The 13,181-nt window shown below is 69.4% G+C and carries 7 protein-coding genes; 3 read left to right on the forward strand and 4 right to left on the reverse strand.

Annotated features, from left to right (window positions below):
* Positions 1–459: 459 nt before the first annotated feature.
* Both OFY01_RS17000 and nadA read left to right on the forward strand, forming a co-directional pair.
* Positions 460–6,567 carry a DNRLRE domain-containing protein gene (locus tag OFY01_RS17000; RefSeq protein WP_266600824.1) on the forward strand — a complete coding sequence of 2,036 codons (6,108 nt, stop codon included), beginning with the start codon at positions 460–462 and terminating at the stop codon, positions 6,565–6,567.
* Positions 6,568–7,443: 876 nt separating this feature from the next.
* Complete coding sequence (nadA, locus tag OFY01_RS17005; protein WP_266600782.1) at positions 7,444–8,640, forward strand: quinolinate synthase NadA; 1,197 nt, start codon at positions 7,444–7,446, stop codon at positions 8,638–8,640.
* A 49-nt stretch (positions 8,641–8,689) separates the two neighbouring features.
* Here the strand turns inward: nadA and OFY01_RS17010 are convergent, their stop codons facing one another.
* The 4 genes from OFY01_RS17010 to OFY01_RS17025 form a co-directional block, all read right to left on the reverse strand.
* Positions 8,690–9,421 (reverse strand): response regulator, encoded by a 732-nt coding sequence (locus tag OFY01_RS17010; protein WP_266600784.1) that lies wholly within the window; start codon positions 9,419–9,421, stop codon positions 8,690–8,692.
* Complete coding sequence (locus OFY01_RS17015; protein ID WP_266600786.1) at positions 9,418–10,749, reverse strand: sensor histidine kinase; 1,332 nt, start codon at positions 10,747–10,749, stop codon at positions 9,418–9,420. The genes OFY01_RS17010 and OFY01_RS17015 overlap by 4 nt, the downstream gene beginning before the upstream one ends.
* Positions 10,750–11,167: 418 nt before the next feature.
* On the reverse strand, positions 11,168–11,455 hold the full coding sequence (gene pspAA / locus OFY01_RS17020) for a PspA-associated protein PspAA (RefSeq protein ID WP_266600788.1): 288 nt from the start codon (positions 11,453–11,455) through the stop codon (positions 11,168–11,170).
* Positions 11,456–11,489: 34 nt separating this feature from the next.
* Positions 11,490–12,287: a PspA/IM30 family protein gene (locus OFY01_RS17025; protein ID WP_266600790.1), complete on the reverse strand. Its 798-nt coding sequence runs from the start codon at positions 12,285–12,287 to the stop codon at positions 11,490–11,492.
* Between the two features lie 227 nt (positions 12,288–12,514).
* Here OFY01_RS17025 and OFY01_RS17030 point away from each other — a divergent pair, with 227 nt between their 5' ends.
* Positions 12,515–13,150, forward strand: a complete 636-nt coding sequence (locus tag OFY01_RS17030; protein WP_266600792.1) for a DUF3043 domain-containing protein — start codon at positions 12,515–12,517, stop codon at positions 13,148–13,150.
* Positions 13,151–13,181: the final 31 nt, after the last annotated feature.

The following is a 13,181-nucleotide window of genomic DNA, read 5'->3' on the forward strand; positions in this document are numbered from 1 at the left end:
GCCCATGGTGTGCACGAGGTATCGGGCACGGTGTCGGCCCTGGCGGTCCGCGGTGGCGAAGCAGATGCAGATGCAGATCCGGGGGGAGTCCTGTGCGCCCCACAGGGTCCGCAAGTAACCAGAAACGCCTACTCCCGGCGAGGCCGCTGCTCGTCCTCGGCATCGGGGCCATCCGGCCCCTCAAGACGAATGTCAATACCATAACTATCTTGAGGGTGGAGGCGTCTTTGCTGAGAGTTGGGCATCATTGGTGCCCTTTGACCCAGGCTACTTTCACGCCGGCATCACGCCTGTGATGCACATGAAAGACCGGAGTGAAGAATCAGCATGGTTCACAAGCCTTCGTGCTACAGACGAAGACATTCCAGGCTGGGGAAGAGCGCCCGCTGGATCGCGGGCAGCCTCTCGCTCGCCCTCGCCGTCACCCTGCTGGACGGCGCGTACACCGTCGCGGCCCCGATGTCCCAGGGCACCAAGGCCGTGCAGAAGGCGGCTGCCACACAGGCTGCGGACATCCCCTCCGCACGGATCGCCGCCCGACTGTCCGGCAAGCGGGTGGAGGCACTCTCCGAACGAACGGAGACCTCCACGACCTGGGCGAACAAGGACGGTTCCCTCACCACCGAACTCACCGCCGGACCCGTCCGGTTCAGGGACAAGACCACGGGCGCCTGGCGCGAAGTGGACCTCGACCTCGTGAGGGAAGCGGACGGGACGGTCGAGCCGAAGGCCCATCCGCGCGGACTGCGCCTGGCCGGCGAGTCCGGGACTCCCGCGAAGTCGATGAAGGCGGCGGGCAAGGCCAAGGCGACCGATCTGGTGACGCTCGGCGAGGGCGACCGGCAGGTCACCCTGCAGTGGAAGGGCGGCCTGCCGAAGCCGAAGCTGGACGGGACACGGGCGGAATACGTCAACGCCGTTCCCGGTGCGGACGTCGTCGTCGAGGCGACGCGGACCGGCTTCGAACAGTACGTCGACATCAAGCAGCGCCCCGGCTCGGACGGCTACTCCTACACGCTGCCGCTGAAGGCCAAGGGTCTGAAGGCGAAGCAACTGTCCGACGGCAGCGTGCTGTTCACCGACAAGAAGAACAAGAAACAGGCGGTGATGCCCGCCCCGGTGATGTGGGACGCCACCGTCGACAAGCGGTCGGGCGAGCACACCCACAAGGCCAAGGTCGGCCTGAAGGTGGTGCAGAAAGGTTCCTCCATCAACCTGGTGGTGACCCCGGACGCGAAGTTCCTCGCCGACCCGAGCACCGTCTATCCGGTCACCGTCGACCCGTCCACCTCCTCGCTGTCGAACGTCTTCGACACTTACGTGCAGCAGGGCGAGACCGTCGACTGGTCCACCGACACCGAACTGGACCTGGGCAACCCGGGCACGAAGAACGCGGACGGCACACCGCGCACAGCACGCTCCTTCATCACGTGGAACACCACGCCGATCCAGGACGCGCTGGTCCTGGACGCCAAGCTGTCGCTGTGGAACTTCCACTCCGCCAACACCGACTGCAAGGCGTACCCGTGGGAGGTGTGGTCCACCGGGGCCGCGTCGACCTCCTCGCGCTGGACCTCGCAGCCGTCCTGGATCGCGAAGAAGGCCACCTCCACCGAGACCACGGGCAACGCGGGCTGCTCCACCCAGCCGGACGGCTGGATCAACGCCGACGTGACCACGCTGGTGCAGGAGTGGGCCTCCGCGAAGGCCACCCGCAGCCACATGGGTCTGCGCGCCAGTGACGAGTCGGTGGTGGCGCAGTGGAAGCGGGTCAACTCCGCCAACGCGGCCTCGAATCCACCGAAGCTGGTCGTGAACTACAACTACCGGCCGCGCACCGGTACCGATCAGGAGGCCGGCCCGCCGTACTTCTCCTACGGCGGCGACTACGTGGTGAACACCACTACGCCGACGCTGCGGGACACCTTCGTCGACGCCGACGGTGACAAGGTCGACGGCACCTTCGAGATACGGGACTCGGCCACCGACACCCAGGTCGGCACATACCTGGTGTCCGACTGGGTGCCGTCCGGGCAGGTCGCCTCGGTGACCGTGCCGTCCGGGCTGCTCAGCAACGGCAAGACGTACAAGTTCCGCACCACCCCGTACGACGGCACGCACTACAACCTCGGCTGGTCGGCGTGGAAGACCTTCACCGTCGACACCAGCCCCCCGTCCGCCCCCACGAAGATCACGTCCACGGACTACCCGACGGACCAGTGGGTCAAGGGCGCGGGCCAGGCCGGCACGTTCACGGTCACCCCGCCCGCCGCGGATCACAACTGGCTGGAGTGGTCGCTGGACGGCGAGAGCTGGACCAAGGTGGCAACCGGCGGCTCCAGCGCCGACAAGGCCATCAGCATCACCCCGCCCAAGGACGGCACCCACACCCTGCAGGTGCGGGCCGTGGACAAGGCGGACAACAAGTCCGAGGCCGTCGACTACACCTTCCACGCCGGGCCCGGCGGATTCGTGCAGCCCTCCGACGGCGATCGCACCGCACGCCGCCTGCCGCTGGTCGCCGAGGCCGACGCATCCAAGTACGACCACGTCTCCTTCTCCTGGCGCCGCTCCGAAGCCGACGCCTGGGTCAAGATCCCCGTCGGTGACGTCACCTCCGGCGGCAACCCGCTCACCGCCTGGCCGGTGCCGCTGACCGGCGGCAAGAACGCACAGCTGGTCTGGAACGCCACCACCACGGTCGACCCGGACGGCACCGTGCAGATCAAGGCCGACTTCACCGGACCGGGCGGCGCCTCTGGCAGCACCGAGCCCTTGGCCGTCGTCGTCGACCGCAACGCCGACGGCGCCGCCACCGAGGAGGCCGGGCCGGGCAGCGTGAACCTGCTGACCGGTAACTACACTCTGTCGGCCACCGACGCCTCCGCCTTCGGCCTGTCGGTCTCCCGCAGCGCGTCCTCCCGCACGCCGGACAAGGGTGCCCAGCAGGAGGGTCAGGCTCCGATCTTCGGCAAGGAATGGGTCTCCGGCACCGTCGCCGAGATGACCGACTCCGACTACAGCCACCTGCGCAGGATCTCCGACACGGCGGTGGCCGTCGTCGACTCCGAGGGCAAGGAGACCCACTTCACGGCGAATGCGGCCAAGACCGGCTGGATTCCCGAGCCGGGCTCCGAGGACTTGACCCTCAAGGGCAGCGTCAGTGGCAGCTTCACCCTCACCGACACCAACGGCACTGTCACCAAGTTCACCAAGCCGGATGCGGCCGCCACCACCTGGCAGGTCTCCAGCACCTTGCGGGACGGGCTGTCCGACTCCACGACCACCGTGGTCTCGGAGACGGTGACGGTGGACGGCAAGGCGCTGGCGCGGCCCAAGCTCATCATCGCCCCGACGTCGGCGGCGTCGGCGGCCGCGTGCACCGCGGACACGTCCACCAAGGGCTGCAGGGCGCTGGAGTTCGTGTACGCGACCTCCACCACCGCCACCAGCACCGCCTACGGCGACATCGCCGGGCAGGTCCAGGAGATCCGTGCCTGGTCGACCGAGCCGGGTGCCGCTGCTGCGAGTGCGAAGTCGGTACAGAAATACCTGTACGACGTCTCGGGCCGTCTGCGGGAGGCGTGGAACCCACAGATCGGCTACGCCGCCATGACCGCCTACGGCTACGACTCGGCGGGCCGGGTCACCGGACTGACCCCGCCGGGCGAGCTGCCCTGGTGGTTCACCTACGGCAAGGCCGGCAACGCGGCCACCGCCGGCGACGGCATGCTGCTCAAGGTCAACCGCTCGGGCCTGAAGCAGGGCACCACGGACGTCGAGGAGGGCACTGCCACCACCAGCGTCGTCTACGACGTGCCGTTGACCGGCACCACAGCCCCCTACCCGATGGGTGCGACGGACGTGAAGGCGTGGGGCCAGCTCGATGCGCCGACCGACGCCACCGCCATCTTCCCGGCCGACGCCGTCCCGGCATCCAACTCGGGCGGCTCGCTGACAGCGGCCGACTACGAGCGGGCCGACATCCACTACCTCGGCGTGTCCGGCCACGAGGTCAACTCCGCCACCCCCGGCGGGCACATCACCACCACCGAGTACGACCGGTTCGGCAACACCGTCCGTGAACTGGGTGCGGCCGACCGCGCCGTCGCCCTGGGCCTGACCACCGGCGACAAGGCCACGCAGGCCGACCTCGGTATCGCCCAGCTCACCAGCGCCGAGCGGGCCGACCTGCTGGACACCCGCTCCGTCTACAACGACACCGGAACCCGAGAACTGGAGGAGTTCGGGCCGCTGCACAGGATCGACCTCACCGCCGATCTCAAGCAGGGCACCACCACACTGGTCACGGCGGACACGTCGGTCACCGCCCGCAGCTGGACGGTCAACGAGTACGACGCCGGCCGCCCGACCGACGGCACCGCCACGGTCAAGGACCAGATCACCAAGACCACCATCGGCGCCCAGGTGCGCGACCACCCCTCGGTCCAGGGCGAGACCCGCGTGACCCAGACCGTCTACGACTGGGCCAAGGGCCTGCCGACCAAGACGATCAAGGACCCGGGCGGTCTGGCGATCACCGAGACCACGGAGTACGACACGCAGGGCCGCATCGTCAAGCAGCTCCTGCCCGGAGCCACCGGCACCGATGCCGGGACACGCGTGACGACCTACTGGTCCGCGACCGGCACCGGCACCTGCGCCGGGCGTCCGGAGTGGGCCGACCTGGTCTGCTCCGTCTCCGCGGGCGGCGCCATCACCGGCGGCGGCTCCAACCCGACCGGACTGCCCACCACCACCACCGAGTACGACTGGTGGGGTAACCCGAACAAGGTCACCGAGACCGCGAACGGAGTGACGCGCACCACCACCACGTCGTACGACAACGCGGGACGCGAGACCAAGGTCGCCACCACCGGCGGCGTCGGCCAGGCGGTTCCCGAGTCCACCATCGAGTACGACCCGGCCACCGGCCGCGCCGTCAAGGCCACCTCACCCGACGGTGGCACGATCACCAAGGCGTACGACAAGCTGGGCCGCCAGATCTCGTACACGGATGCCGACAACGGCAAGACCACGGCCGAGTACGACCTGCTGAACCGTCCGGTCAAGGTTGCTGACACCGTCCCGTCCACGGTCACCTACTCATACGACCCCAGCGTCGAACCGCGCGGACTGGTCACGTCGACCACCGACTCGGTGGCCGGCACCTTCAAGGCCACCTACGACCCGGACGGCTCGGTAGCCACCGAGAAGCTGCCCGGCGGCTACACCCTCACCCAGACCAGGGACACCACCGGGTCCACGACCGATCGCACCTACACACGCGACAGCGACGGCGCCACCGTCTACTCCGACACCGTCACCGAGTCCATCCACGGCCAGGTCGCCGGCCACGCCGGCTGGTCCGACCAGGCCTATCACTACGACGCCACCGGACGTCTCACAACCGTCGAGGACACCGCCGACACGATCTGCACCAAGCGGACCTACGCCTTCGACGACCGCACCAACCGCAAGTCCCTGACCACCGCGACCGGCACCCCCGGCGCCGACTGCCCGACCAGTGGAGGCACCACCACCAGCCACACCTACGACAGCGCCGACCGCATCGTCGACTCCGGCTACACCTACGACGCCTTCGGCCGCACCACCGCCGTGCCCGGCAACGGCACGATCGACTACTACGCGAACGATCTGCCCTACCAGCAGGTCGCGGGCGGCGAGCGCCAGACCTGGAAGCTGGACGCGGCCATGCGCCTGCGTTCCTGGACCGTCGAGACCGGCAGCGGCAGTGCCTGGACACAGACCGCGTCCAAACTCAACCACTACGACAACGACGGCGACACCCCGCGCTGGATCGTCGAGGACACCGGCACGGGCGCACTGACCCGAAACGTCGCCTCCGCCTCCGGCGACCTCGCCGCGACCACGAGCAAGACCGGCGACACGGTGCTGCAGTTGACCAGCATCCACGGCGACGTGGCGCTCCAGCTCCCGCTGGACACCAGCAAGGCCCCCCTCGCCCTCGACTCGGACGAGTACGGCAACCCCCGGGCCGGGCAGACCGCGGCCCGCTACGGTTGGCTCGGTGCCAAGCAGCGCTCCAGCGAGACGCTCACCGGCCTGACCCTCATGGGCGCACGGCTCTACAACCCCGCCACCGGCCGCTTCCTGTCCATCGACCGGGTCTTCGGAGGCAACGCCAACGCCTACGAGTACTGCCACGGCGACCCCGTCAACTGCTACGACCTGACCGGTCTCTCCAGCTGGCGCCAGACCTACGTGTCGAGGATCCACTGGGGTCACTGGAGAGACACGTGGGGCAGATGGATGAAGAGCTGGTGGAAGCGGAACCTCATCAACATCATTTGGTGGGCCACCTCGGCCAATCAGATAAAGATCGTTGGACTGAAGGCCCGCTACGGCAAGCAGTACTACTACTTCAAGCGCAAGCACAGGAGACACTGGCAGCACCTGAGAGTCACCTACTACTGGTACATGTCCAAAGCAACGTACGAGATCAAGCCCTTCGGGATTTGGACCTGGCGAACCACCGCCTACGAGAGCCCGTACATCTACAGCTCGAGTTATCACTACTACTAGAGGCGAACGGACAGTCGGCAGCCGTGCACACTGGGCGCGACGCAGCCCCACCCGGCGGCGGGCCGACAACGGGAATCCTGAATCACTAGGGTGATCACGGCGCCGCGTGCCTCCCCGCGAGGCACGCGGCGCCAGTTCGCCCTTCAGTACCATCGCGACACCGTGCCAGACGCGCACCGCTGGAGAAATTCAAGAAATGACGCAACTCTTCCTGGCGATCACCGGAATTACCGTAAACTGCGCTTCCAGCCTGATCGCTTATCGACTGGCGCCGCGCAGGGGCGCCGACCCGAGGGACTGGAGTTTCGTGTCTCTCGCCCTGGGGCCGGCCGCAATAGTCCTGCTTCTTGTGTTCGGAGGCAGGAGCAGAAGAGGGCGGCAGAAGTTCGCACAGTACGAGATTCTGAAATCACGTGAACAGCGACCGGTTTGATTGCCGCAATGCGACTGTCGCCGTCCTGCGATCCACCGGCTCGATGTTCACCAGGCGCACCGTCCCCGACCGCATGACCGGCGAGAAGGCCGGCACACGGCTGCGCGCACGACCGTCGCCACGGGCCACCGCGCGAACGGCCGCGGAAGCTGACCACCGCGACCGGATCACAGTCCACCGACAGCGGCCGGGCCGACTCCGACCTGCTCCGACGGAAGACCGCAGCAGGCAGGCAGGCACCTGACGGTTGCTGAACGTCATCAGCGCTCACGCCCCCGATCCTGCTCGAACCCTGTTCATGGCCGCGCGGAAGGCGCACACACTCGCGCCCCGGAAGGCCGCAGGGATATGCGTCACACCGACCTTTTGGCCATCGTCAAACTGACGTGAAGCGGTTATGATTAATAACGTCAATTCGACGAAAAGTAGAAAGGGTGCGTGTCGTGACCACCGCCCAGACCTCGGAGCTCGACGTACAGCCGACTCCGCTCGCCCTGCTGCTGCTCGGCCGTGAGGCCGACCCGAAGAGCGAGCGGGGTGTCGAATGCCCCGGCGACCTGCCCTCGCCGTCCGACCCCGACCTGGTCGAGCGTGCCCGCGCGGCCAAGGAGAAGCTCGGCGACAAGGTGTTCGTGCTCGGCCACCACTACCAGCGCGACGAGGTGATCCAGTTCGCGGACGTCACCGGGGACTCCTTCAAGCTGGCACGTGACGCCGCCGCGCGCCCCGAGGCCGAGTACATCGTCTTCTGCGGTGTGCACTTCATGGCCGAGTCCGCGGACATCCTCACCGGCGACGACCAGAAGGTCGTCCTTCCGGACCTCGCGGCCGGGTGCTCGATGGCCGACATGGCCACCGCCGAACAGGTCGCCGAGTGCTGGGACGTGCTGACCGAGGCGGGTGTGGCCGACTCCGTGGTCCCCGTCTCCTACATGAACTCGTCGGCGGACATCAAGGCGTTCACGGGTCGGCACGGCGGCACCATCTGCACGTCGTCGAACGCCGAGCGCGCCCTGAAGTGGGCCTTCGAGCAGGGCGAGCCCGGCGCCACCAAGGTGCTCTTCCTGCCCGACCAGCACCTCGGGCGCAACACGGCGGTGCGCGACCTCGGCATGTCCCTCGACGACTGCGTGGTCTACAACCCGCAAAAGCCGGGCGGCGGCCTCACCGCCGAGCAGCTGCGCGACGCCAAGATGATCCTGTGGCGCGGTCACTGCTCGGTGCACGGCCGGTTCTCGCTCGACTCGGTCAACGACGTGCGTGAGCGCATACCGGGCGTGAACGTGCTGGTGCACCCCGAGTGCAAGCACGAGGTCGTCGCGGCGGCGGACCTCGTCGGGTCGACCGAGTACATCATCAAGGCCCTGGAGGCGGCGCCCGCCGGGTCGAAGTGGGCCATCGGCACCGAGCTGAACCTGGTCCGCCGCCTGGCGAACCGTTTCGCTCCCGAGGGCAAGGAGATCGTCTTCCTCGACAAGACGGTCTGCTTCTGCTCGACCATGAACCGCATCGACCTGCCCCACCTGGTGTGGGCGCTGGAGTCGCTGGCCGAGGGCAACCTCGTCAACCGCATCGAGGTCGACAGCGAGACGGAGCACTTCGCGAAGCTCGCCCTGGAGCGCATGCTCGCGCTGCCGTAGGGCTCGCGCCGCCGGGGCCCGCCGGGACCGACCGGGCTCCGGCGGCTTCTCAGTCCGCTCGTGGGCGTACCAGGCCCGATTCGTACGCGATGACGACGAGTTGGGCGCGGTCGCGGGCGCCGAGCTTGGCCATGGCGCGGTTGACGTGGGTCTTCACCGTGAGCGGGCTGACTTCCAGACGCTCGGCGATCTCGTCGTTGGAGTGGCCGCCCGCGACCTGGACGAGGACCTCGCGCTCGCGGCCGGTGAGCGTGGCGAGACGTTCCGCGTGTTCGCCGCTGGAGCGTTCGGCGTCCTCGTGGCCTTCTGCCTGGTCGAGGAATTTGGCGATCAGGCCCTTGGTCGCGGCGGGTGACAGGAGCGCGTCCCCGGCGGCCGCGACACGTACGGCGCCGAGGAGTTCGTCGGGTTCGGCTCCCTTGCCGAGGAAGCCGGAGGCGCCGGCCCGCAGCGACTGGACCACGTACTCGTCGACCTCGAACGTCGTCAGCATCACCACGTGCACGTGGGCGAGTTCGGGGTCGGCGCTGATCTCGCGGGTGGCGGCGAGGCCGTCGGTGCCCGGCATCCGGATGTCCATGAGGACCACGTCGGGCCGCTGCGACCTGGCAAGGCGGACGGCCTCGGCGCCGTCGGACGCCTCTCCCACGACTTCCATGTCGGGTTCGGAGTCGACGAGCACGCGGAACGCGCTGCGCAGCAGTGCCTGGTCGTCGGCGAGCAGGACCCGGATCGGGCCTGCGGTCGGGCCGGCGGTCGTGCTGGTCGTGCTGGTCGTCATGCGGTGGAGTCCCCCGTGGTGGCTGCGTCTGTGGTGGCGCCTTCGGACGTGCACGTGGACGTCGTCGTGCTCGTGGACGTGGTCGTGGATGTGTTCGTGTTCGTACCCGCGCTCGCGCCGGCGCTCGTACTCGTACGGGCGTCGAGCGGAAGGATCGCATGGACCCGGAAGCCGCCGCCGTAGCGCGGGGCGGCGGTGAGGGTGCCGCCGAGCGCGGTGACGCGTTCGCGCATACCGAGCAGCCCGTGGCCGCCGCCGCTGCGATCGGGTGTGGGGGCGTCGGCGCCGGAACCGTCGTCCAGGACGGTGATCTCCAGGTGCATACCGACCCGGACCACGCTGACCTCGGCCTTCGCGCCGGGACCCGCGTGCTTGTGCACGTTGGTGAGGGCTTCCTGTACGACCCGGTAGGCGGCGAGGTCGACGGAGGCGGGCAGCGACGGGGCGTCCTTGGCGCGGGCCACGTCGACGGGCAGGCCCGCGTGGCGGAACGAGTCCACGAGGTCGTCGAGCCGGTCGAGGCCGGGCGCCGGTTCGGTCGGGGCCTCCGGGTCGCCGCTCTGGCGCAGCAGGCCGACGGTGGTACGCAGTTCGTCGAGGGCGGAGCGGCTGGCCTCGCGGACGTGCGACAGGGCCTCCTTGGCCTGGTCGGGGCGGCGGTCCATGACGTGGGCGGCGACCCCGGCCTGGACGTTGACCAGGGCGATGTGGTGGGCGACGACGTCGTGCAGGTCCCGGGCGATGCGCAGCCTCTCCTCGGCGACACGGCGCCGCGCCTCCTCCTCGCGGGTGCGTTCGGCCCGCTCGGCGCGCTCGCGGATCGCGGCGACGAAGGCCCGGCGGGAACGGACCGCGTCACCCGCGGCGGCTGCCATGCCGGTCCAGGCGAAGACGCCGAGGTTCTCCTGGGCGTACCAGGGCATGGGACCGACGAGCATGGCGACGGCGGTGAGCAGGCTCATCGTGGCCAGGCCGACGCGCCAGGTGGTGGGGCGGTCGGTGTTGGCGGCGACGGTGAACAGGGCGACGACCGCGGACATGACGACCGGGACGCGGGGGTCGTCGGTGGCGAGCTCGACGACGGAGACGGTGACGGTCGCCGCGAGCACGGACAGCGGCGCGCGGCGGCGCAGGACCAGCGCTGCGGCGCCGAGCAGCATCAGGAGCAGACTGTACGGGCCGGGCGTGCGGGCGCCCCAGCCATATGCGCCCTGCGGGGCGTGCGGGTCGACGAAGGACCCGGCGATCATGCAGGCCAGCACGCCGAGCGCCAGGGCGGCGTCGAAGGCCAGAGGGTGCGCCTTGGCCCACCGTACGAAGGGGTTCACCGGGGTCACGGTAGCCGCCCTGGGCGCGGCGCGGCACCGGGGGCGGCGTACGGGGCTCCGGGCTCCACGAGTGGGCCGCCCCGCGCCGGGGGCACGACGCCGAGGCCCGACCCCACCGACCGGTCACGCCGCACCGTGGCTGCCGCCTTGCCCGCCCTGCCGACCCGAAACGGGGTCCGACCCCCGAGCCGCGCGACGCCGGTCCGAGAGTGAGGGAAGCGGACTGCCCAGGGCGGCGCGCAGCGCCCGACCTCACAGGACGGCGCCCGTCGACAAACCGCCCGAGCCGACACCTGGCGCGGCACGGCAGACCGCCCGAGCCGACACCCGACGCCCGACCAGGCGCAGGCACCGCCCACCGACGAGGGTCCAGACCCGGTCGGCCGCGGCGAGAGCCGCACGGGTGCGACGGGCCGGATCAGCCGGGGATGAGGCCGTCGTCGCTGAGCATGTCGCGGACCTCGTCGAGCGTCGCGTCCTCCGCCGGGAGGATCAGCTCCGACGGCTGCAGAGAGTCCTCTGGCAGCGGTTTGCCCTCGCGGCGGACCGCTGCGAGGAGGGCACCGAGCGTGCGGCGGAAACCGGCCTCGTCGCCGCCCTCCATCTCGGCGAGCAGTTCGTCGTCCAGCTTGTTGAGCTCGGACAGCTCGGTGAAGTGGCTGTCCGCCAACTCCAGCTGACCCTCGCCCATGATCCGTACGATCAAGACGGCCTCCTCGTGGCGACTACTGCGGCGGCGACTACTGCTTGTCGAAGCGCGGGGTGTCCTGGGGCTGCGCCTGCTGCTGATTCTGGCCGTTGCCGCCCTCGATGGCCTGCTGGGAGCCGGACGAGCCTCCCGCCAGCTCCGCCTTCATGCGCTGAAGCTCCAGCTCCACGTCCGAACCGCCGGAGAGCCGGTCCAGTTCGGCCGTGAGGTCGTCCTTGGCCGTGCCGGTGGGGTCGTCCAGGGCGCCCGAGGCGAGCAGTTCGTCGATGGCCCCGGCGCGCGCCTGCATCTGCTGCGTCTTGTCCTCGGCGCGCTGGATCGCCATGCCGACGTCGCCCATCTCCTCGGAGATGCCGGAGAACGCCTCGCCGATCCGGGTCTGCGCCTGGGCCGCCGTGTACGTGGCCTTGATGGTCTCCTTCTTCGTACGGAAGGCGTCGACCTTGGCCTGGAGTCGCTGGGCCGCCAGAGTGAGCTTCTCCTCCTCGCCCTGGAGCGTCTGGTGCTGGGTCTCCAGGTCGGTGACCTGCTGCTGGAGGGCGGCGCGGCGGGACAGCGCCTCACGGGCGAGGTCCTCACGGCCCAGCGCGAGCGCCTTGCGGCCCTGCTCCTCCAGCTTGGAGGACTGCGAGTTCAGCTGGCCGAGCTGCAGCTCCAGGCGCTTGCGGCTGGTCGCGACGTCCGCGACCCCCCTGCGCACCTTCTGCAGCAGCTCCAGCTGTTTCTGGTACGAGTAATCGAGGGTTTCGCGAGGGTCCTCGGCCCGGTCAAGGGCCTTGTTCGCCTTCGCGCGGAAGATCATCCCCATACGCTTCATGACACCGCTCATGGGCTTCGCGCGCCCCCTTCTGACCGACTCCGACTCCGGCTCCAGCACTGCTCCAGCACTGCGACAGAACCCACAGTACGGGTCCTACCTCTATTACCGCACTGTCCGGGTGCGGATGCGCTCATCCCCAAGGACGACTGCGGTCCGCTCCCGATCCGGCCCAGGGAGTAGAGCCGCCGCCACGGGCTCAGGGTGTTGCCGGATCGTTCCCCGTGGGCCTGTGGTCCATGCCCGCCCACCACGTACCCTTGGGTTTTGTGTTCCGTAGCCGATCGAAGGACGACAAGGCGCCCGCCTCCAAGGCCCAGGTGACCTCCTCCGCCTCGTCCAAACAGCCCCGAGACCCGCAGGCGCCCAAGGGCCGCCCCACGCCCAAGCGCAGCGAGGCCCAGACGCAGCGCCGCAGCGTGGCCAACACCAAGACGTCGCCGAAGGACGCGCGCGCCCGGCAGCGCACGGAGCGGCGTGCCGCCATGGAACGCCAGCGCGCGGCGCTGGCCAGCGGTGACGAACGCTATCTGCCGGCCCGCGACAAGGGCCCGGTGCGCAGGTACGCGCGCGACTACGTCGACTCGCGGTTCTGCATCGCCGAGTGGTTCCTGCCGATGGCCGTGGTGATCCTCGTCCTCAGCATGGTCCGCGTGGGCCCGCTGCAGAACATCGCGCTGCTGCTGTGGCTGCTCGTGATCGTCGCGATCATCGTCGACTCGGCCGTGACCGGCTTCCGGCTGAAGAAGAAGCTGGCGGAGAAGTTCCCGAACCAGAACCGCCGGGGCGCCGTGGCCTACGCCCTGATGCGCACGCTGCAGATGAAGCGTCTGCGGCTGCCCAAGCCCCAGGTCAAGCGCGGGGAGCGGCCCTGAGCGCCGATGCCTTCGCCGGGGACGCCGCGCA

It is taken from the genome of Streptomyces beihaiensis (genome assembly GCF_026274175.1).
Classification (GTDB): Bacteria; Actinomycetota; Actinomycetes; order Streptomycetales; family Streptomycetaceae; genus Streptomyces; species Streptomyces beihaiensis.